Origin of the sequence: Providencia vermicola (assembly GCF_020381325.1) — a bacterium.
Lineage (GTDB): Bacteria > Pseudomonadota > Gammaproteobacteria > Enterobacterales > Enterobacteriaceae > Providencia > Providencia vermicola.
Map to the genome: position 1 here is coordinate 168,406 of NZ_JAGSPI010000012.1, position 21,957 is coordinate 190,362.

Sequence of the window (21,957 nt, forward strand, 5' to 3'; positions counted from 1 at the left end):
TCCTGCTTTGTCAACAACCTCAAAGGCAGGGAAACCTGCCTTTTGTGTATACAGGCGGTTAACGGGTTAACCAAACAATTTGGATTTCAACAGATTCATACCAATAGAAGCCAAATCGAGGTTTTCAGGAAGTTCACCATTTGGTGTTGCACTATCAACCAGTTGGGGTAGATATTTAGCCACTAAATCTGACGTTGATTGTGTATCTAAGCCCACAGATTGAGCTAATTCTTGAAGATTAACATTGCCAAACACTTGCATTAATTGGCTTCCATCAATCGGTAAATTCGCCCCTTCGCTAATCCACGACGTAATAATGCCGCCTAAGCCTTGTTCGTTAAATTTATTAACGACGCCAGAAAGGCCACCTTGGTTTTCAATCCAATTAATAACAGATTGAAATTGTTGCATTTTATCACCTGCAACCATCCCTAACATTTGATCGAATAGCCCCATTTTTTGACTCCTAGGTAACATGCCACTTGATGCTCTCACTCATAGTATGGAGCATTATTTGAAAAATTGTAGTCGGCTATTTTGATTAATTTATTTTTCAGGTCAATGAAAATGATGCACTCAAGATAATTCGATATAACAAGGTGATGTGATTGAGTTTATGGAGGATGTGAATAAGCACAACTGATGTCACATTTTTTATCACACATTTATGTGAATGGTTTTCATGAGGTGTGAATTTGTTTATTTGTTTTATTTCAATTTGTTATGTGAAAATTGATTGTTTTTTATATTATTCGCAATGTGATGTTAGTCATGTGTTTGTGAATTTTGTTGTGTGAAAATTCACAACAGTCACGAAGATTAACAACATCAGGGGTCATTATGGGAAATTTCGTTAATAATATTGGCGTTATTGGCCTTGGTTCCATGGGGATGGGCATTGCACAATCTCTAATAAAAAAGAATATTCCAACCTATGGATTTGATTTAAACCAAGAAGCTTGCCAAAACTTACTTCGTGTTGGGGCAAAAGCTGTAGGGCAAAATGCCGCTGAATTTGCTCAGGAAATAGAGGCGTTATTACTCGTAGTTGTTAATGGCCGCCAAGTTGAAGCTATTTTATTTTCTGGAGACAAGCCACTTGTTGAACAACTACGCCCAGGGACAATCATTGTTTTACACAGCACTTTAGCTGCTGAGCAAACTAAGCAAATTGCAAAACGCCTTGCAAGTTACCAATTATCGTTGGTGGACGCACCAATTTCAGGTGGTGCGATTAAAGCGGCTGAAGGCAAACTGACCATAATGGCTTCTGGTGAGCCCGTTTTATTTGAAAGGTTATCATCTGTCTTTGATGCCATTTCCGAGCGTCTCTATCGTGTAGGTGATCAAGTTGGCTTAGGGTCAACGGTAAAAACCATCCATCAATTACTCGCGGGTGTACATATCGCTGTAGCGGCAGAAAGTATGGCGCTAGCATCAAAAGCGGGTATCGACCTTGATGTGATGTATGACATTGTCACGCATGCGGCAGGGAATTCTTGGATGTTCGAAAACCGCATGCAGCACGTATTGGATGGTGATTACACACCAAAATCATCTGTCGATATTTTTGTGAAAGATTTAGGTTTAGTGATGGAAACGGGGAAAGCGTTAAACTTCCCGCTTCCACTCGCCGCGACTGCCCATCAAATGTTTATTTCTGCGAGTAACGAAGGCTTTGGTCTGCAAGATGACAGCGCAGTGATTAAAACATTTAAAGGAATTACTTTACCGGAGAAAAAAGCATGACAGTGAAGTTAGGCGTAATCGCCGATGATTTTACCGGTGCGACCGATATTGCGGGCTTTATGGTACAAAACGGTTGGAAGGTCGTTCAACTGTTGAACGAACCTGATGAAAACACCGTTGTACCTCATGATGTTGATGCGATTGTTGTCAGTTTAAAAAGTCGCTCGTGTCCTGTTGATGAAGCCGTGAGTGCTTCAACAAAAGCGTGTAACTGGTTAAAACAAAAAGCGCAGTGCCAGCAAATATTCTTTAAATACTGTTCGACGTTTGACTCGACAGAAAAAGGCAATATCGGCCCTGTCACTGATGCATTAATGGCGCAATTGGGGACGGATTTAGCCTTAGTTTGCCCTGCATTACCCATCAATGGCAGAACCGTTGTTCATGGCTATTTATTTGTTAATGGTCAGTTGCTTAACGAAAGTGGGATGCAACATCATCCTGTGACACCAATGACGGATGCAAATTTATTGCGCGTTATGGAGAAACAGTCGAAAGGGAAAGCGGGCTTAATTTCACTGGTAGAGGTACAGCAGGGTTGCGACACGATAAGTGCAAAACTAGCTGAGTTTGCTAAACAAGGCATGAGTTATGCGGTTGTCGATGCGATCACCATGGATGATTTATTACCCATCGCAAGTGCGGTGAAAACAATGCCATTACTCACTGGCGGCTCTGGTTTAGGCGCTGCACTGGCAAACATTGATAGCCAGTGTGTGTGGGGGGGGAACACCACCAGAGGGGAAAAACCGACTGGCTTAGCTCGGAAAACGGTCATTTTGTCAGGTAGTTGCTCTGTTATGACAAACAAGCAAGTGCAGGCCTATCTGCAAATCGCACCTGCAAAAGCATTGGATGTTGGTGAGTGTTTAAATAACCCTGAGTATGCAAAATCATTGGCAGCTTGGGTTCAAGAGCAGCAATTGACAGGTTTAGCGCCATTATTATATGCGACTCAGCCACCTGAATTATTAAAGAAAACACAAGAAAAATATGGCGCTGTTGAGTCGAGTAGTGCGGTCGAAAACGTATTTGGTGAAGTGGTGAAGGAACTTCAATCAAAAGGGTTTAACACGTTTATTATCGCGGGCGGTGAAACGTCGGGCAAAGTTGTTCAAAGCCTTGGTACTGAACAATTGAGCATTGGTTCACCGATCGCCCCAGGCGTTCCTTGGGTACAAGATTTAGCAAGCGGAAACTGGTTAGCATTGAAATCGGGCAACTTCGGCCAAGAAAATTTCTTCCAGTTCGCACAGGAGATGTTTAATGAGTGATGAAAAGGCGCTGCGTCAAGAGTTAGTCGATTGGGCTAAGTCAATGTTTAATCGTGGATATAGCAGCGGCGGGGCTGGAAATATAAGCGCTAGGCTACCTGATGGCTGCATTATTGTTACACCAACAAATTCCAGCTTTGGGGATTTAGATCCAAACAAACTGAGTAAGCTAGATGCCGATGGAAATTGGATTGATGGTGATAAACCAACAAAAGAAGTGTCTATGCATATGGCAATGTATCAGCAACGTCCTGATTGCCAAGCCGTTGTTCACTTGCACTCTCCGTGGCTTACTGCGCTATCGTGCTTAGCAGGGTTAGATACCGCAAATTGCTTGCCCCCGATTACGCCTTATTACGTCATGCGTGTGGGTAAATTGCCACTGATTGAGTATTTGCCGCCAGGGGACGACCGAATTGGTGAGGAAATTGCGAAATTAGCACCGACGCATAATGCGGTTTTGCTATCTAACCATGGGCCTGTGGTGGGTGGGAAAACACTAAGACAAGCATTTTTTAATGCAGAAGAGCTAGAAGATACAGCTCGCTTATATATCACATTGCGCCCACACGGTTTTACGACATTAACGCAAGAGCAAGTCGAGTTGCTCGAAAGTCGTTATCCACAAAAGTAAGGAGGCAAAAAATGGCTAAGTTTGCAGCAAATCTCAGCATGATGTTTAACGAAGTGCCGTTTATGCAACGTTTTGAACGTGCAGCGAATGCAGGTTTTAAAGGCGTTGAATATCTTTTTCCTTATGAAGAAGATGCCAATTTAATTGCGAATGAACTGAAGAAACACAATTTAACGCAGGCACTGTTCAATATGCCTGCGGGTAACTGGGCAGCGGGCGAGCGTGGCATGGCATCTCTTCCTGGTCGTGAGGCTGAGTTTGCCGAAGGTGTACAAACGGCACTGACATACGCGAAAGCATTGGGTTGTAAACAAGTGCATGCAATGGCAGGAAAAGTGAATGAAAACGTCACATTAGAACAGCAAAAAGCGTGTTTTATCAAAAATATTCAACATGCTGCGGATGTGATGGCGGAGCATGGGATCCGTGTACTGATTGAGCCAATCAATACCCGTGACATGCCTGGTTATTTTTTAACCACTCAAAAGCAAGCTGAAGCATTATTACCTGAAATTAATCGTGAAAACGTATTTATCCAGTTGGATTTATATCACTGCCAAATTATGGAGGGTGATTTATTGAAAACAATCGAACGTTTATGGGGTAAATTTAGTCATATTCAGATAGCGTCAGTCCCTTATCGTCATGAACCCGATAGCGGCGAAGTGAATTACCCTTGGATTTTCAAACAATTGGATGAAATGGGTTATGACGGTTGGTTAGGATGTGAATATCATCCTGCAGGCCGTACCGAAGATGGGTTAGGCTGGCTTAAACAAGCAGATTCATAATTAGGAGAACCTATGCTCCCTTCTGAGCGTCGTGATTTTATTTACCGTTACGTGCATGAGCGCCAAACTGTGTCGATCAGTGACTTAGTTGAGCTTATGAATGTCTCTCATATGACCGTACGACGTGATATTCGGATGCTAGAAGAAGAAGGGAAGGTGCTCAGTATCAGTGGTGGCGTTAAGTTAAATGATGTGTTGCGTCAAGAACTACCTTGGAGTGAAAAGGCGCGATTGCATCACCGTCATAAGCGTGAAATTGGCCAGTTTGCCAGTACGTTAGTTGAAGATGGGCAAGTTGTGTACCTCGATGCGGGGACGACAACATTTGAAATCGCTCGTGTCCTTGGTGAACGCTTTAATTTAACGATCGTTACTAATGATTTTTCTATCATGCAGTATTTGATGGATAAATCGCAGCTCAACCTTTACCACACAGGTGGGCAAGTGGACAAACGCAATCATTCTTGCGTTGGGAATACCGCCGCGATGATGTTGCAAACCTTGAATGTGGATATTGCGTTTATCAGTACTAGCTCATGGGATTTGCAACATGGTGTTTCAACACCTCATGAGGAAAAAGTACAGATAAAACAAACGCTACTAGATGTAAGCCGACGTTGTGTGTTGGTTTCAGATAGTAGCAAATTCGGCAAGTATGGCATGTTCCGTGTTTGCCCTCTAAATCAGTTGCACGACATTGTTTGTGATGATCGATTACCCATCGATGTGGTGCAACGGATAACAGAACAAAACATAAAACTTCATTTAATAAAGACATAAAACATAAATAATCTTACCTAGACTGCATAGCCAGAAAAAGGCTATAGCAAGGAGAATTACAATGAAAGTTATTATTACTGGTGGCGCAGGCTTTCTGGGCCAGCAGCTAGCCGCTGCTTTGCTTAAAAATAGCCAGGGTTTAAAATTTGACCACCTTGTTTTAGCCGATATTCAGTGCCCTACATCGCCTGTTGAAGATGCGAGAGTGAGCTGTGTCGCGTTGGATTTAACCCAGCCAGGCGCAGCCAATGAGCTGATTGATGCGCAAACGGATGTGGTTTTCCACCTTGCTGCTATCGTGAGCAGCCATGCTGAAAGCGATTTTGACCTAGGCATGAAAGTCAACTTCGAAGCAACGCGCCAATTATTGGAAGCTGCTCGTGAGAAGAACCCTGCAATTAAATTTATGTTCACCAGCTCATTAGCTGTTTTTGGTGGGCAATTACCTGATGTGATCACTGACCTGTGTGTTGTGAACCCTCAGTCATCTTATGGCGCGCAAAAAGCGATGTGTGAGTTAATGGTGAATGATTACTCCCGTAAAGGCTATATAGATGGACGTGTTATGCGTTTGCCAACAATTAGTATTCGCCCTGGAGTGCCAAACAAAGCCGCTTCTTCATTTGCCAGTGGCATCATTCGTGAGCCATTAAATGGTATTGAGAGTGTTTGTCCAGTTTCACCTGACTTGGAATTATGGTTATCAAGCCCAGAAACGGTGATTAACAATTTTATTCATGCGGTGAGTATTCCTGCAGAAAAATTTGGCCAGTCACGGACAGTGAATTTGCCAGGCATCACCGTCACGGTTCAGGGAATGATTGACGCATTGCGTGATGTTGCAGGTCAAGAAACGGTTGATCTTATCCGTTTTGAGCCCGATGAAGCCATTAACCGTATTGTGGCGAGTTGGCCTGGTAAATTTGATATTAGCCGCGCATTGGATTTAGGTTTCCGTGCAGATGGCTCGTTTGGTGACGCGATCCGTTCGTTTATCACCCACCACGGCTCGTCTAATTAGGAGATAGCCTATGTCCTATATTCCTGTTATTGGCCTCGCGGTGGCCATATTCGTTCTGATTTTTCTCGTATTACGAACGCGTGTTCATGCGTTATTGGCAATGCTCATTGCTGCGGCAATTGCGGGTGTTTCTGGTGGTTTAACAGCAGCAGAGACAGTGACAGTCATTACAAAAGGCTTTGGGTCAACACTTGGTAGCATCGGTATTGTTATCGGACTCGGGGTAATGATGGGAAGGGTGCTGGAAGTTTCAGGTGCTGCTGAACAAATCGCCTATAGCTTTATCAAATGGTTAGGGAAAAAACGTGAAGAGTGGGCACTGGCAATTACGGGCTATATTGTCAGTATCCCTATCTTCGTTGACTCCGCTTTCGTCATTTTATATCCATTGGCAAAAGCGCTGGCAAAAAATGGTAAGCGCAGCATATTAACCTTAGGGGTTGCACTGGCTGGTGGTTTGGTTGTTACACACCATACAGTTCCTCCGACACCAGGCCCTTTAGGCGTAGCTGGTATTTTTGGTGTCGATGTTGGGGCGATGATACTGGCTGGAATGAGCCTCGCTATTCCTTGTGTCATCGGAATTGTTTTTTATGCCAAATGGTTAGGAACTAAATATCCTGAGTTTATGCCAGATGAAACGGGCAGTGAAGATCTGAAAGAAGTTCACGCACGTTACATGGAAGAAAAAGCAAACAAACCATTACCAAGCTTATTTTTATCTTTACTACCGATTATCACGCCAATCTTGTTGATTTTTATCAATGCAATTAATGGCTTGATTTTAAAAACTGAATCATTCCAAGGAATGGAAAGCAACTGGTATTTTCAGACATTTGAATTCTTAGGTGCGCCAATTATTGCTTTATCAATTAGTGTGTTGATATCGGTATACACATTAATGCCAAAGGCAACAAAAGAAGAAGTCATCGACCGTATGGAAGAAGGCTTACAAGCCGCTGGAATTATCTTGTTAGTGACAGGTGCTGGTGGTGCGTTAGGCGCAGTATTACGTGATAGTGGGACAGGTAATATTCTCGCTGAGCATGTTGCAAACTTACCAATTACACCTGTACTAATTCCTTTTATTATCGCGACATTGGTACGCTTAATTCAAGGGTCTGGCACGGTAGCGATGATCACAGCAGCATCTATATCTGCACCAATCATCAGCCAAATACCCGATATTAACTTATTGGTTGCGGCGCAAGCGGCAACAATGGGGTCTCTGTTCTTCGGTTATTTCAACGACAGCCTATATTGGGTTGTGAACAGAATGATGGGGATCAAAGACGTAAAACAACAAATGATCGTTTGGTCTATTCCTACAACAATAGCGTGGGCGATTGGTTTAGTTGGCGTCCTTGTCCTTGATGTAATTCTCTAAAATTGTACTTTAAGTTTTACCTGCCAATCCAAAGCGCCTTTATAGGCGCTTTTTTTCGATAATCGGGTACATTCATCTATACTGATTGCATCTTAAACATATTCTCAATATGGCACCTTTGTTTTGTGATTAAAATCACGTTTTATTGAAAATAAAATAATGGTGTTTTCATTAAAAGAGATACTCGTCACTAAATTAACTTGTGCTTATCGCTATATTAATAGCAGCTAATTAATTCAATGATGCCATTGTGTAAAGGAGTTTGATATGTCCGACGTTTTCCACTTAGGTTTAAAGAAAAGTGACTTACAGGGTGCAACCGTAGCGATTGTTCCTGGGGATCCTAACCGTGTTGAAAAAATTGCACGTCTGATGGATAACCCTGTACACCTTGCGTCATTACGTGAGTATACTTCGTGGCGTGGTGAGCTCGATGGTAAAGCCGTTATTGTTTGCTCAACAGGTATTGGTGGCCCATCTACCTCTATTGCAGTTGAAGAACTCGCGCAATTAGGTATCCGTACTTTCCTACGTATTGGTACAACTGGTGCAATCCAAGAAGATATTAATGTAGGTGATGTATTAGTCACTACAGGTGCAGTACGCTTAGATGGTGCAAGCCAGCACTTTGCACCACTTGAATACCCAGCAGTGGCTGATTTTGATTGTACTAATGCATTATTTGCAGCGGCAAAAGATGCGGGTGCAACGGTTCATGTTGGCGTCACTGCATCTTCAGATACTTTCTACCCAGGCCAAGAGCGTTATGATACCTATACTGGGCGTGTAATGCGCCATTTCAGAGGCTCAATGAAAGAGTGGCAAGACATGGGCGTTATGAACTATGAAATGGAATCAGCAACGTTACTGACCATGTGCTCAAGCAGCAAAGGCTTACGTGCAGGTATGGTTGCAGGGGTGATTGTTAATCGTACACAACAAGAAATCCCAAATGAAGCATTACTGAAGAAAACAGAAGGTAATGTGCTGAGTATTGTTGTTGAAGCGGCACGTCGTTTACTGTAATCAATGATTTACTGGCTCGCCTATTTAAAATTCACTCGGTTGTGGAAAGGCAATAGGCGGGCTTAGTTTGCCCTCCATATTATCTATTTGAATTATAATCCTGCCAAGTTTTTAACAGTTTGTAATGAATTTCCAGAAAATAACGTGATCCTCTTATTCATTAGATCTGTTATTGTCATAAAAACAATTATCAATATTATGTGCCCTTTAATCGTTTGGCTTGCATCTTCTTTATTTGCAACTTAGACGTGTGCTGTGGGCAAAAAAGGAATCATTATGTCAACAACACCTTACCTTCACCCTTCCGTCCTTCCACTGAAAGGGGGGATTAATTTCCGCGATTTAGGTGGGAAAAAACTATCTAATGGCAATAAAATCAAGCCTGGCGTGCTGTTCCGTTCAGGGGCATTAGATCGCTTAACTCAGGATGATGAGTCGGTTCTACAATCACAAAATCTTTTCCAAATTATTGATTATCGGGACGAAGTTGAAATCATTGCTAAGCCTGATGTCGTTTGGCAAGGTGCGCATTATGTCCATGCTCCAGCAAACCCGCTCGCCAAAGAAGTGACAGCAAACTTAGATAAGCTCACGCCAGAAATATTGGAACAGTTTGATCCACAAGCATTTATGTTTCGTTTGTATGAATTATTACCGTTGAATAACCCCGCATATCATCAATTGGTGAACATGCTACAGCAACCCGAAAAAGGGGGGATTGTTCAGCACTGTGCCGTCGGGAAAGACCGCACTGGTGTTGGCTCGGCGCTGGTTTTATTTGCTTTAGGTGCTGATCTTGAAACAGTAATGGAAGACTATTTGCTCACTAACGAAACATTAGCGCCATATCGTAAGCACTTACTGGAAGAACATGCAAAAACCATGAGTGATAGTATCGTGAAAAAGTTTGAGTATGTGTATTCTGTCCGTGAAGAGTTCCTACAAACAGCCTTAAAAAGTATTGAAAAACAGTATGGTAATGTGAATAAGTGGTTGGAAACCGATTTTGGCTTAGGGCTGAAACAACGTGAAGACTTACAGCAACACTTCCTCGAATAATAGATGTTACCTTGGCTGATGTTGTGTGAATAAAGATATGACCACACAACTCAGCTGAATTTATTGTCCTGTTTAATCTTGATTTATACGTTTTTCGCTACTGTAATACATCTAGCCATTGATGGAAGGAATATACCGTGACGCTCAATGAAATCGTGACCGTTGTGACGGATTTTACTCGTGAACATGAAGTATGGGCGCTACCCATTATTTTCTTTCTCGCCTTTGGTGAATCTCTCGCTTTCTTATCACTTCTTTTACCTGCAACAGTGATACTGCTTGCGCTTGGCGCTTTGATTGGTGAAAGCAATATTGTTTTTTGGCCTATTTGGTTGGCGGCTGCGTTAGGGGCCTTTTTTGGCGATTGGCTTTCTTACTGGTTTGGTTTCCATTACAAAGAAAACGTACGCAAGATGTGGCCAATTTCCCGTAATCCGCAAATGATTGATAAAGGGCAACTCTTTTTTGACCGATGGGGGATTTGGGGGATCTTTTTTGGTCGTTTCTTCGGGCCATTGAGAGCCGTCGTCCCTTTGGTTGCAGGGATCTGTGCGATGCCTCAACGCCATTTCCAACTTGCTAATATTGCCTCTGCGATGATCTGGGCGTTTGGCATACTCGCCCCGGGAGCCCTTGGTCTTAAATGGTTTGCGAGTTGGATAGGCTAAGCTTGCGAAGCGGCTCGCAAATAAACGGCGGCAAATGAAATTACCTCTGGACACTTATACAGTATCCCATTACCTTACACTAGATTTTGTAAAGTAAGGATTTAATCGTGGATACCTCTCTTTTATATGCCGTTATTGGTGCGTTGAGTGGCATTTTAGTCGGTGGTTTAGCGACGTGGTTTTCTATTGCCCAAAAAATCGCGCATAAAGATCAAGAGCTACAACAGGCTTACCGCCAACTTGCAGCCAGCGATGAAAAAAATGTACATCTTGCTCAGTGGAAAGAGGAATATGACAGGCTTGATCAAGAGCTTCGTACACAACGTGACATTAACCGGGAGCAAGAGGCCGAATTACGCGAAGTCATCACACGATTAGAGCAAAATCAGCTTGCTAACGAAGAAAAACAACGCATTTTACAGAACAGTGAGCAACGCTTAACGACTCAGTTCGAAAATTTAGCTAATCGTATTTTTGAACAAAATGAGCGTCGTGCTTCAGAACAGCAGCAAAAAAGCTTACTCGCAATGCTATCGCCTTTTCGTGAACAATTAGACGGTTTTCGCCAACAAGTTCAACAAAGTTTTGGTGAAGAAGCGAAAGAAAGGCATACATTGGCCTATGAAATTAGGCAGTTGCAGCAGCTCAACAATCAGATGACCAAAGAGGCCGTTAATCTAACGCGTGCGCTGAAAGGGGATAACAAGATACAGGGTAATTGGGGAGAAACTATCCTAACCCGTATCTTAGAAGTTTCTGGTTTGCGTGAAGGCAGCGAATTTGAAACCCAAGTCAGTATTAATACAGGTTATAATAGTCGCTATCAACCTGATGTCATTATCCACCTTCCTGAAGGTAAAGATGTGGTTGTCGATGCAAAAATGTCATTAGTGTCTTACGAGCACTATTTCAATAGTGAAGACCCTCATGATCAGCAACAAGCGTTAAAAAACCATGTTGCTTCCATTCGTAATCATATGCGAATGTTGAGCCGAAAGGATTATCATCAGTTACCAGGAATTCGTTCACTGGATTACGTTTTAATGTTTATTCCTATTGAGCCAGCCTATTTGCTGGCTTTGAAAGAAGCCCCCGAGCTACTTGATGAAGGAATAAAGCAAAATATCATGTTAGTTTGTCCATCCACCTTGCTAGTGGCGGTTCGAACAATTAATAATATATGGCGCTATGAGCGACAAGGGCAAAATGCCCAAGAAATTGCAGATAAAGCAGCAAAAATGTACGACAAGCTGCGTTTATTTGTGGATGATATGCAGGTTTTAGGCTCCAGCCTTGATAAAGCGAATAATACTTACCATTCGGCGATGAAACGCCTTGCTCAAGGGCGGGGTAATTTGATTAGCCAAGCGGAAAGTTTTAAGGAGCTTGGGGTAGAGATAAAACAACCTATTGAGCCTCAACTTGTAGAGCGGTCAGATTCACCTAATTGTGCTGAATCGTAGACTTCTAATAGGGTTTTACCTCAAAGGCTGTTACACTTCCTACAAAGTTTGAATGATAAGCAGGCATAAGAGAAATGACTGAACCAACGAAAGAAACCATTGATTTTGGTTTCCGCACTGTCGGCAAAGAGGATAAAGCTGGCTTAGTAGCGAATGTTTTTCACTCTGTAGCATCAAAATATGACTTAATGAATGACCTGATGTCATTCGGTATTCATCGCATCTGGAAACGTTTCACGATTGAAGCAAGTGGTGTGCGCCGTAATCAGCGTGTACTGGATCTTGCAGGTGGAACAGGTGACTTAACCGCAAAATTTTCACGCTTGGTGGGTGAAAAAGGGGAAGTCATTCTGGCAGATATTAACGATTCCATGCTGAAAATGGGGCGTGAAAAATTACGCGACCTCGGCATTGTGGGGAATGTTAATTATGTTCAAGCTAATGCAGAAGAACTACCATTCCCAGATAACTATTTTGATTGTATTACTATTTCTTTTGGCTTGCGGAACGTTACCGATAAAGACAAAGCACTGCGTTCAATGTTTCGTGTGCTAAAACCAGGCGGTCGCTTGCTGGTTTTAGAATTTTCAAAACCCGTTATTGAACCACTGAATAAAGCTTATGACGCATATTCATTCCATATTTTACCGCGTATTGGTCAGGCTATCGTCAACGATCCAGATAGCTATCGTTACTTAGCAGAATCAATCCGTATGCACCCGAATCAAGAAACTTTGAAAGGGATGATGGAAAATGCCGGTTTTGAACAAGTGTCTTATACAAATATGACCGGTGGTATTGTGGCATTGCACAAAGGGTTTAAATTCTAAGATGGAAGCGCCATCAGCACATACCGAAATCCAACATACGGTTTTGTATTCTTTAATAACAGCAATGATGGAAACCTCTCTTAATCATATGCTGTTTAAAGAGAAGGTTTTGCAGCCTGCTAGGATGCGTTTGGCGGGTAAGGTGATGTCCATTGAGTTAAAAGAGCTTAATAAAACACTGACCCTGATTTTTGCGGAAAATCATGTTGATGTACTGAGCGAATGGACTGAAACGGCAGATTGTACAATTAAAACGTCGCTGTTCACTTTAGTGAAGTTGAAAGACAAACAACAATTATCTCAATTGATTAATCACGGTGATATCGTGATTGAAGGGGATATGCAGATTGTCCAACATTGGTCTTCTTTGCTCGATTTAGCGATTTGGAATCCAGCTCACTATTTATCACCGTATATCGGTGATGTAGCAGCGGAGGGGTTGAGCAAGCTGCTAAATAAAGGTGTTTGCCTTGCAACTCATTTGGTTAAACGCCAAAAGACGTATGTTAAAGATGCCCTTATTGAAGAGTGGAAAATGGCGCCAAGCCAACTCGAACTCGCACATTTTAGTGATGAGGTTGAGCAAATTGAGAGCTCAATGAGTACGCTGGAACAACGGTTAAGCCAACTGGAGGAGAAGAATGACACCCGGTGAATTAAAACGACTTTACTTCATTATTCGGGTTTTTCTCTCTTACGGATTAGATGAGTTAATCCCCAAAATTAAACTTACGTTGCCACTTCGTATTGGTCGCTTGGGTTTTTTTTGGATTAGGAATCAGCACAAAGATAAAGAACTTGGTGAGAGATTACGTCTTGCATTACAAGAATTAGGCCCCGTTTGGATTAAATTTGGCCAGATGTTATCGACTCGCCGAGATCTCTTTCCACCTGCAATCGCAGACCAACTCTCTTTATTACAAGACAAAGTTGCCAGCTTCGATGGTAAATTAGCACGTGGTTATATTGAGGCTTCTTTAGGTGGGCCTCTGGAGCAATGGTTTGATCATTTTGATGAGCAAGCACTCGCATCCGCGTCTATCGCTCAAGTTCATACGGCTATTTTAAAAGAAAATGGCAAAGATGTTGTTATCAAGGTTATTCGCCCAGATATTTTACCTATTATCAAAGCGGATATTAAGCTCATGTACCGTATCGCAAATTGGGTGCCGTTGTTACCTGATGGGCGCCGTTTGCGTCCAAAAGAAGTGGTTCGTGAATACGAAAAAACATTAATTGATGAGCTGAACCTCTTACGCGAGTCGGCGAATGCTATTCAACTGCGACGTAACTTTGAAAACAGCTCTATGCTGTATATCCCTGAAGTTTATCCAGACTATTGCCGTGAAAATGTCATGGTAATGGAACGTATCTATGGGATCCCTGTATCAGATATTGCTACACTCAAAGCGCAGGGAACCAATATGAAGCTGTTGGCTGAGCGCGGCGTAAAAGTCTTTTTCACTCAAGTGTTTCGCGATAGCTTCTTCCATGCGGATATGCATCCTGGGAATATTTTTGTCAGTTATGAGCACCCAGAAGACCCTCTGTATATTGGTATTGACTGTGGTATCGTCGGTTCATTAAATAAAGAAGATAAGCGCTATTTAGCTGAAAACTTTATTGCATTTTTTAATCGTGATTACCGTAAAGTTGCTGAGCTTCACGTCGATTCCGGTTGGGTTCCCCAAGATACTAATGTGGAGGATTTTGAATTCGCCATTCGTACCGTATGCGAACCTATCTTTGAAAAACCATTAGCCGAAATCTCTTTCGGGCATGTACTACTGAACTTATTTAATACGGCGCGCCGTTTTAATATGGAAGTGCAACCTCAGTTAGTACTATTGCAAAAAACATTATTGTATGTGGAAGGTCTTGGTCGGCAGCTATACCCTCAGTTGGATTTATGGAAAACAGCAAAACCATTTTTAGAGGATTGGGTGCATAGCCAAGTTGGCTTACCTGCAATTACACAAGCATTGAAAGAAAAAGCACCTTATTGGGCTGAAAAAATGCCTGAGCTACCAGATTTAATATATGGTGCCCTGAAACAACACAAGTACTTGCAGTCAAACATTGAACAACTTGCACAGCAGTTGAAAGGTCAGCGAAATAAACAGCGGAAATCGCAATACTTATTAGGAATAGGGGCTACATTTATCCTTTGTGGCAGTTTATTCTTTATTTCCGATTTAACGGGGCTTTCCGCAGTGTTTATGGCTGCTGGTGCTTTATCGTGGTTGTTTGGTTGGTGTAAAACAGGCGAAAATTAAGTAAACTTTGTTTTGCGACAAGTTTATAAGGCTGTGAACATTTCCGTATTTTGTGTTGGTTGTATATAATAGACCTAATAACAATTGATCCCAAAACTATAGAGGTATTAACAATGGAATCAACTATTGCAATGGCTGCTTTTGGTAGTCCTTGGCAACTCATTATTATTGCTTTGCTTATTATTTTAATTTTCGGCACCAAAAAATTACGTTCTTTAGGTTCTGATTTAGGTGAATCACTCAAAGGCTTCAAAAAAGCGATGAGTGATGATGAAAAAGCGAAAGCAGAACAAGAAAAGCAAGATGCTGATTTTGCGACTAAAAATATTACGGAACAACAGGCTGCAGAGAAAAAAGAAAGCCCAGTTGAGAGCAAAAACAAAGAGCAGGGTTAAACCGTGTTTGACATAGGTTTTAGTGAACTGTTGCTTGTTGCTGTCATCGGTCTTGTTGTATTAGGGCCTGAGCGCTTACCTGTGGCGGTGAGAACCGTTGCTGGGTGGATTCGTGCCATGCGCTCAATGGCTGCTAATGTACAAAATGAGCTATCGCAAGAGCTGAAATTACAGGAACTGCAAGAAACGCTGAAAAAAGTTGAGGAGAAAGCTAATCTAGAAGCGCTATCTCCTGAACTGAAGCAGTCTATGGAAGAACTGCGGACAGCAGCTCAGTCACTAAAAAGTGGCTATCAAGCAACAACTAATGATATTGAAACAGAGTTAAATAAAGCTAAAGAAATCACTGATAGCTATGATACGGCTGTCAAAGATGCGAAAAACAGCGCTGAACAGACGCAAGAATCGGATCCAGATCCTGAGTATGCGGCTAAAATGGCTGCTGTTGTTGAGGAAGTTGAAACTGAGGAACCAGCAAAAACTGATGAGCCAGTCGCTTTAGCAACAACAGACTCGCAAGATACTAAAGCTAAAAACTCGAATCAAACCGAAAGTGAAAAATAACACATGGCTGTAAATGATACACAACCACTTATTAGCCACCTCATTGAACTTCGCAAACGGCTATTAAACTGTTTAATTACAGTTTTAATTGTCTTCGCTGCACTTGCTTATTTTTCAAATGATATCTACCGGCTCGTTGCGGCCCCTTTGATTGATAAGCTGCCAGTGGGTTCGCAAATGAGTGCGACTGATGTGGCATCAACATTTTTTACCCCGATTAAATTGACAATGATGGTCTCGGTTTTTGTATCGATACCTGTAATTCTTTATCAAATCTGGGCATTTATTGCACCAGCACTCTATAAGCATGAGCGTAAATTGATGTTACCTCTGCTGGTTTCAAGTAGCTTTTTATTTTATCTTGGAATGGCATTTGCTTATTTCGTCGTTTTCCCACTAGCATTTGGCTTCTTTGTTAAAACAACGCCAGATAGCGTTAACTTCATTCCTGATATCAGTAAGTATCTTAGTTTCGTTATGACGTTGTTTATGGCGTTTGGCGCGGCTTTTGAGGTGCCTATTGCCATTATCTTACTATGTTGGACTGGGGTCACGACCCCTGAATCACTTAAGCGTAAACGTCCATACATTCTTGTAGGGGCATTTATCGTCGGGATGTTCTTAACGCCTCCTGATGTATTATCTCAAACGCTACTCGCAGTGCCCATGTACTTGCTCTTTGAGCTTGGTGTTTTACTTTCTAATTTCTATGTAGGTAAAGGAAGGAAGCGGCAAGAGGAAGAGGAAAAAGAAGAACCTTAAGCTTAATAGAAGCATCGAGGTTCTGATTTTACTGACAATAAAAGCCCATAATAATGGGCTTTTATTGTTTTGAATTACAACTCAGGTGATTTTTTGAATTGCGTATTTTCGAGTACTTTTGGGACATTTTTGTTTAAAATATTCAATAGGAGAATTGAACGATACTCTCCATTAGGCTCATCAAAGATAGCTTGAACTCCTGCAAAAAGGCCATCTGTAATTATCACTTTATCGCCTGATTTTGGGAGTTCTGGTGCAAGCATATGAGCAATAGGTGCCTGCTGCAATAACTCAATAACTTCATCTGGTACTTCGGCAGGTAATTTGCCAAAACGAATAAAATGACTAACACCCCGAGTGGATTGAATCGTCGTAGTATGAATTTCGTTATGATCAAACTTTACAAATAAGTAATTCGGAAATAATGCTTCTTGCACCGTTGTCCTTTTACCCCTAACAATTTTTTCCATCTCAGTCATGGGAGTCATACAGATTACGTTCTGTCTATTTAAATGCTCAATAGCACGTTCAATTTGGCCTCGTTTGCAATAAAGCAGGTACCATTTTTCCATTTTTTGAATCTCGTATGACAATAATATGTTTATGATAACAAATTACGACAGAACAATGTGACTAATGAACCTCTGCACAATATTATTCATATCCGTAAGTTAAAATCATCAAGCTGCGGCTTATGACCACTGTAATATAGAACCTAAGTTTGTAGGAGACACAATGGATATCTTTTTGTTGAGTAATGGTAAATTACCAGGAAACTCAGTTTGGTTAAGCTATGCCTTACCTCGAATTAAAGAAACACTTACCCGTAAAAACATCAAATCTGCTGTTCTCGTTCCATATGCTGTTCTGCGTGGCTCTCATGATGAGCGTGCAGAACAACTTTCAGAAGCACTAGGCATTAAAGTAACGACTATAGAGCATTTTTCTAGCCCAGTTGAAGCCATTGAACAAGCAGAGTGTATTCTGGTTAGCGGTGGTAATACTTGGTGGTTAAACAAGTGCCTACATGAAAATGGTTTGATTGTGGCGATTCAACGTGCGGTCAGAGAGCGTGGTGTTCCATACATTGGTTGGAGTGCAGGTTGTAATGTAGCAACACCAAGTATTCGCACAACCAATGATATGCCAGTGAGTAACGCAGCTATTATGCCATCTTTGGGGCTCTTTCCATTACAAATTAACCCACATTACATTGATGCTCATATTTCTGGGCATATGGGGGAAACACGTGATGAAAGACTACAAGAGTTTTGTGTAATTAACCCACATGAAGTGGTTGTTGCGCTTCGAGAAGGTAGCGGCTTGCAAATTAAAGGGAATGAACTTCATTATTTTAGTGGTAAGAATGAAGGTTTTAAATTATTTCAGCACAACAAAACATTCCCAGAGCAGTTCGATACATTATTATTAGAAAAATTAGTCCCTTTTGATTGCCAGTAAAATGGTATACTTAACCAGAAAAATATTGATTTTTAAATGATTTAGACAGTAACTTGTAACCTTGGCCGGACGTCTTATAATGAGACTCCCTCTGTAATAGTAAAAGAAGATAATGAAATATCGTGACCTTAGAGATTTTATCGCGCAGCTGGAAAAGCAAGGCGAGTTAAAACGCATTACAATGGAAGTCGATCCCTATTTGGAGATGACTGAAATTGCAGATCGCACCCTAAGAGCAGGGGGACCGGCCTTATTATTTGAAAATCCAAAAGGTTACAATATGCCTGTTCTATGTAATTTGTTTGGGACAACCAAGCGGGTTGCGATGGGAATGGGGCAAGAAGACATTAAAGCCTTGCATGATGTTGGCAAGCTACTCGCGTTCTTAAAAGAGCCAGATCCTCCGAAGGGTTTCCGTGACTTATTCGACAAGTTACCTAAATTCAAACAAGTTTTGAATATGCCAGCTAAGCGCTTAAGCTCAGCTCCGTGCCAGGAACAAATTTGGGCGGGTGAAGATGTTGATCTGACTAAAATTCCAGTAATGCATTGTTGGCCAGAAGATGCCGCACCACTTATTACGTGGGGGTTGACGGTCACTAAAGGGCCACACAAAGAGCGCCAAAACCTCGGTATTTATCGTCAGCAAGTCCTTGGCAAAAATAAAGTGATCATGCGCTGGTTGTCTCATCGTGGTGGCGCATTAGACTTCCAAGAATGGTGCCAAGCGCATCCAGGGGAAAAGTTTCCTGTCGCTGTTGCATTGGGCGCTGATCCAGCAACGATTTTAGGCGCAGTTACTCCTGTGCCAGATACGTTATCTGAATACGCTTTTGCGGGTTTATTACGCGGTAATAAAACGGAAGTGGTTAAGTGTATTTCCAATGATCTTGAAGTTCCTGCTGGTGCTGAAATTATTCTTGAAGGCTATATTGAGCCTGGTGAGATGGCACCAGAAGGACCTTATGGCGATCATACGGGTTATTATAATGAAATAGATAACTTTCCTGTGTTTACCGTCACTCATGTTACTCAACGCCGTGACGCTATCTATCACTCAACATATACTGGCCGCCCACCGGATGAGCCCGCGGTACTTGGTGAAGCACTAAACGAGGTTTTAGTGCCAATTTTACAAAAACAATTTCCTGAAATTGTCGACTTTTACCTCCCTCCCGAAGGGTGTTCATACCGTTTAGCGGTTGTAACAATGAAAAAGCAATATGCAGGGCATGCAAAAAGAGTCATGATGGGGGTCTGGTCATACCTGCGTCAGTTCATGTACACTAAATTTGTTATTGTTTGTGATGATGACATCAATGCACGTGACTGGAAGGATGTTATTTGGGCTATTACAACGCGTATGGACCCTGCTAGAGATACGGTTATGATGGAAAATACCCCAATAGATTATCTTGATTTTGCTTCCCCTGTGTCTGGTTTAGGTTCAAAAATGGGGCTTGATGCGACAAACAAATGGCCAGGTGAAACAGATCGTGAATGGGGCCGCCCAATCGTCATGACGGAAAGCGTTAAATCTCGCATTGATGATATCTGGGAACAATTGAAAATTTTTGAAAAATAAGAGGGAAAGCATGGCAACTTTAAGCTGTAAAGTCACATCTGTCGAATCAATCACGGATACGGTTTATCGGGTTATTTTGTTGCCAGATGGTCCCTTTCATTTTAAAGCTGGTCAATATTTGATGGTTGTGATGGATGAGCGAGATAAACGACCTTTTTCAATGGCATCTACACTCTGCACCAAAGGCACAATCGAACTGCATATTGGTGCCTCTGAAATTAATTTATATGCCATGGCGGTGATGGATAGAATTTTAGATCAACAGCGCATTGATATCGATATCCCTCATGGCAAAGCCTGGTTTCGTGAAGACAGTCAAAGCCCAATGATTTTAATTGCGGGAGGAACAGGGTTCTCTTATACCCATTCAATATTGCTTGCCGCTTTAGCTGAAAACCCTCAACGGGATATCACCTTCTATTGGGGAGGGCGTCAATTAGAGCATTTGTATGATCTTGGTGAACTTCAAGCACTGAGTGAAAAATACACTAGTCTAAAAGTCGTTCCTGTTGTTGAACAACCCGATGAATTGTGGCGAGGCCGCACAGGGACAGTTCTTAGCGCAGTATTAGAGGATTTTGGCGACCTTTCAGAACATGATATTTATATTGCAGGTCGTTTTGAGATGGCGAAAAGCGCGAGGGATCGTTTTTGTAATGAGCGTGGAGCTAAAGTTGAACGCTTGTTTGGTGATGCCTACGAATTTATTTAACTCGCCATATTTCAAATTGTAGGGGGGGCTTTACTTAGCTCCCCGAGTCATGTAGTTATCTACGCTCCTAGGAATATCTTCGCTTGCCGTCTACCTACAATCTGAACTATGAGGGTTAAACTTGCATTGGTATATTATTTAATATGGCAGTGTTGCGGATTGCAGGGGGACTTCACTTAGTTTATACAGTCATTTCAAGGTTAAAACGCTTTGAAATAATTTTTTGTCGCCAAAACTATTAGTCGAAATTATGGCAGATGAGCCACGGGTATTTGGTAAGAAAAGGCAAAAAAAACCCGCCCCTGACTAGGCGGGAACATCGACAAAATGCAATGTTTGACGAAATGGGTATTAAACTCGTTCAATGATTGTGGCGATACCCTGACCAAAACCAATACACATTGTGGCTAAACCAAATTGCTTATCTTTTTGCTCTAACTGATTTAGTAATGCTGTAGTGATCCTTGCTCCAGAGCAACCTAATGGGTGACCCAGCGCAATAGCTCCTCCGCTTAGGTTTACCTTCTCATCAATGAGGCTTTCAGCAATATTCAGCCCTTTTAAACATGCGATGGATTGAGCCGCGAATGCTTCATTTAACTCAATAATATCAATATCATTTAAAGATAAGCCTGCTCGTTTTAACGCCATTTCAGTCGCAGGCACAGGGCCAAATCCCATAATAGATGGATCACAGCCAACAACGGCCATTGCCCTGACTCTAGCTCTCGGTTTTATGCCATGTTGCTTCGCATAGCTTTCGCTACTCAGTAACATGGCGGATGCGCCATCTGATAAAGCAGATGAATTCCCCGCCGTTACTGTACCATTTACAGGATCAAAGGCAGGTCGAAGGGCAGCTAACCCTTGAAGACTGGCGTCTAAGCGGATGACTTCGTCATAATTTACGGAAATAAGATTCCCATCAGCATCATGCCCTTCAATAGCTACGATTTCATTGGCGAACTTTCCATTTTTTGTGGCAGCAGCGGCAAGTTGGTGAGACCTAAGCGCAAAGGCGTCTTGTTCTTCTCGACTAATCTTGTACATTTTGGCTAACATTTCTGCGGTTAACCCCATTGCACCTGCGGCTTTTGCTACTCGTAATGTGAGTTTAGGGTTAAAGTCGATGCCATGTGTCATAGGCACATGCCCCATATGTTCCACACCACCAATTAAGACTGAATTTGCATCACCCGTCATAATTAATCGGCTCGCATCATGTACCGCCTGCATTGATGAACCACAAAGGCGGTTCACCGTGACAGCAGGCACAGTATGGGGAATATCCGTCAATAAAGCGGCATTTTTTGCAATATTAAAACCTTGTTCTAATGTTTGTTGTACACATCCCCAGATAATGTCATTTAATTCTTTTTTACTTGCACTAGGATTGCGTTCAAAAATTGCGTTCATAAGGTGCGCAGAAAGGTCTTCAGCTCTAACATGGCGAAATACTCCACCCTTTGAACGACCCATTGGTGTACGTATTCCATCAATAATGACGACGTTTTCCATAA

23 protein-coding genes are annotated in these 21,957 nt (G+C 42.0%); 20 read left to right on the forward strand and 3 right to left on the reverse strand.

Features of this window, described 5'->3' with window-relative positions; genetic code table 11:
• Positions 1 to 66: 66 nt before the first annotated feature.
• The gene (locus KDJ85_RS17505; RefSeq protein WP_225820741.1) at positions 67 to 456 is read right to left on the reverse strand and encodes a YidB family protein; all 390 of its coding nucleotides are present in this window, start codon (positions 454 to 456) and stop codon (positions 67 to 69) included.
• A 384-nt stretch (positions 457 to 840) separates the two neighbouring features.
• Here KDJ85_RS17505 and ltnD point away from each other — a divergent pair, with 384 nt between their 5' ends.
• The 17 genes from ltnD (at position 841) to tatC (ending at position 16,679) form a co-directional block, all read left to right on the forward strand.
• A complete protein-coding gene (gene ltnD, locus KDJ85_RS17510; RefSeq protein WP_225820742.1) occupies positions 841 to 1,749 on the forward strand; it encodes an L-threonate dehydrogenase in 909 nt (302 codons plus the stop codon).
• Entirely contained in the window at positions 1,746 to 3,023 is a 1,278-nt protein-coding gene (gene otnK, locus KDJ85_RS17515) for a 3-oxo-tetronate kinase (protein ID WP_225820743.1), read from the forward strand. The genes ltnD and otnK overlap by 4 nt, the downstream gene beginning before the upstream one ends.
• Entirely contained in the window at positions 3,016 to 3,657 is a 642-nt protein-coding gene (gene otnC, locus KDJ85_RS17520; protein ID WP_206086337.1) for a 3-oxo-tetronate 4-phosphate decarboxylase, read from the forward strand. The genes otnK and otnC overlap by 8 nt, the downstream gene beginning before the upstream one ends.
• Positions 3,658 to 3,668: 11 nt before the next feature.
• A complete protein-coding gene (otnI, locus tag KDJ85_RS17525) occupies positions 3,669 to 4,448 on the forward strand; it encodes a 2-oxo-tetronate isomerase (RefSeq protein WP_225820744.1) in 780 nt (259 codons plus the stop codon).
• A gap of 12 nt (positions 4,449 to 4,460) precedes the next feature.
• Positions 4,461 to 5,228 (forward strand): DeoR/GlpR family DNA-binding transcription regulator, encoded by a 768-nt coding sequence (locus KDJ85_RS17530; RefSeq protein ID WP_225820745.1) that lies wholly within the window; start codon positions 4,461 to 4,463, stop codon positions 5,226 to 5,228.
• A 61-nt stretch (positions 5,229 to 5,289) separates the two neighbouring features.
• Positions 5,290 to 6,249 (forward strand): D-erythronate dehydrogenase, encoded by a 960-nt coding sequence (gene denD, locus KDJ85_RS17535; RefSeq protein WP_225820746.1) that lies wholly within the window; start codon positions 5,290 to 5,292, stop codon positions 6,247 to 6,249.
• 10 nt (positions 6,250 to 6,259) lie between these two features.
• Complete coding sequence (locus KDJ85_RS17540) at positions 6,260 to 7,636, forward strand: GntP family permease (protein ID WP_004914902.1); 1,377 nt, start codon at positions 6,260 to 6,262, stop codon at positions 7,634 to 7,636.
• A gap of 267 nt (positions 7,637 to 7,903) precedes the next feature.
• Positions 7,904 to 8,662 (forward strand): uridine phosphorylase, encoded by a 759-nt coding sequence (udp, locus tag KDJ85_RS17545; RefSeq protein ID WP_206086341.1) that lies wholly within the window; start codon positions 7,904 to 7,906, stop codon positions 8,660 to 8,662.
• A 276-nt stretch (positions 8,663 to 8,938) separates the two neighbouring features.
• Entirely contained in the window at positions 8,939 to 9,721 is a 783-nt protein-coding gene (locus KDJ85_RS17550; RefSeq protein WP_206086342.1) for a tyrosine-protein phosphatase, read from the forward strand.
• Between the two features lie 137 nt (positions 9,722 to 9,858).
• Positions 9,859 to 10,389, forward strand: a complete 531-nt coding sequence (locus tag KDJ85_RS17555; RefSeq protein WP_225820747.1) for a DedA family protein — start codon at positions 9,859 to 9,861, stop codon at positions 10,387 to 10,389.
• Between the two features lie 107 nt (positions 10,390 to 10,496).
• Positions 10,497 to 11,852: a DNA recombination protein RmuC gene (gene rmuC, locus KDJ85_RS17560; RefSeq protein WP_225820748.1), complete on the forward strand. Its 1,356-nt coding sequence runs from the start codon at positions 10,497 to 10,499 to the stop codon at positions 11,850 to 11,852.
• Positions 11,853 to 11,926: 74 nt separating this feature from the next.
• A complete protein-coding gene (ubiE, locus tag KDJ85_RS17565; RefSeq protein WP_047756010.1) occupies positions 11,927 to 12,682 on the forward strand; it encodes a bifunctional demethylmenaquinone methyltransferase/2-methoxy-6-polyprenyl-1,4-benzoquinol methylase UbiE in 756 nt (251 codons plus the stop codon).
• A 1-nt stretch (position 12,683) separates the two neighbouring features.
• Complete coding sequence (locus KDJ85_RS17570; protein WP_225820749.1) at positions 12,684 to 13,337, forward strand: ubiquinone biosynthesis accessory factor UbiJ; 654 nt, start codon at positions 12,684 to 12,686, stop codon at positions 13,335 to 13,337.
• The gene (ubiB, locus tag KDJ85_RS17575) at positions 13,324 to 14,958 is read left to right on the forward strand and encodes a ubiquinone biosynthesis regulatory protein kinase UbiB (RefSeq protein ID WP_225820750.1); all 1,635 of its coding nucleotides are present in this window, start codon (positions 13,324 to 13,326) and stop codon (positions 14,956 to 14,958) included. The genes KDJ85_RS17570 and ubiB overlap by 14 nt, the downstream gene beginning before the upstream one ends.
• Before the next feature lie 113 nt (positions 14,959 to 15,071).
• Positions 15,072 to 15,353 carry a twin-arginine translocase TatA/TatE family subunit gene (gene tatA / locus KDJ85_RS17580; RefSeq protein WP_219245599.1) on the forward strand — a complete coding sequence of 94 codons (282 nt, stop codon included), beginning with the start codon at positions 15,072 to 15,074 and terminating at the stop codon, positions 15,351 to 15,353.
• A gap of 3 nt (positions 15,354 to 15,356) precedes the next feature.
• Positions 15,357 to 15,917, forward strand: coding sequence for a Sec-independent protein translocase protein TatB (gene tatB, locus KDJ85_RS17585; RefSeq protein WP_225820751.1), 561 nt, complete (start codon positions 15,357 to 15,359; stop codon positions 15,915 to 15,917).
• Between the two features lie 3 nt (positions 15,918 to 15,920).
• Entirely contained in the window at positions 15,921 to 16,679 is a 759-nt protein-coding gene (gene tatC / locus KDJ85_RS17590; RefSeq protein WP_225820752.1) for a Sec-independent protein translocase subunit TatC, read from the forward strand.
• A 74-nt stretch (positions 16,680 to 16,753) separates the two neighbouring features.
• On the opposite strand, the gene rfaH is transcribed toward tatC, so the two are convergent.
• Positions 16,754 to 17,251 (reverse strand): transcription/translation regulatory transformer protein RfaH, encoded by a 498-nt coding sequence (rfaH, locus tag KDJ85_RS17595; protein ID WP_225820753.1) that lies wholly within the window; start codon positions 17,249 to 17,251, stop codon positions 16,754 to 16,756.
• Between the two features lie 163 nt (positions 17,252 to 17,414).
• On the opposite strand from rfaH, the gene pepE reads away from it, so the two are divergent.
• The 3 genes from pepE (at position 17,415) to fre (ending at position 20,437) form a co-directional block, all read left to right on the forward strand.
• Entirely contained in the window at positions 17,415 to 18,140 is a 726-nt protein-coding gene (gene pepE / locus KDJ85_RS17600; protein ID WP_206086351.1) for a dipeptidase PepE, read from the forward strand.
• A gap of 112 nt (positions 18,141 to 18,252) precedes the next feature.
• On the forward strand, positions 18,253 to 19,725 hold the full coding sequence (gene ubiD / locus KDJ85_RS17605) for a 4-hydroxy-3-polyprenylbenzoate decarboxylase (protein ID WP_206086352.1): 1,473 nt from the start codon (positions 18,253 to 18,255) through the stop codon (positions 19,723 to 19,725).
• A 10-nt stretch (positions 19,726 to 19,735) separates the two neighbouring features.
• A complete protein-coding gene (gene fre / locus KDJ85_RS17610) occupies positions 19,736 to 20,437 on the forward strand; it encodes an NAD(P)H-flavin reductase (RefSeq protein WP_206086353.1) in 702 nt (233 codons plus the stop codon).
• Positions 20,438 to 20,788: 351 nt separating this feature from the next.
• Here fre and fadA read toward each other — a convergent pair whose 3' ends face one another.
• Positions 20,789 to 21,955, reverse strand: coding sequence for an acetyl-CoA C-acyltransferase FadA (gene fadA, locus KDJ85_RS17615; RefSeq protein ID WP_225820754.1), 1,167 nt, complete (start codon positions 21,953 to 21,955; stop codon positions 20,789 to 20,791).
• Between the last annotated feature and the right edge of the window lie 2 nt (positions 21,956 to 21,957).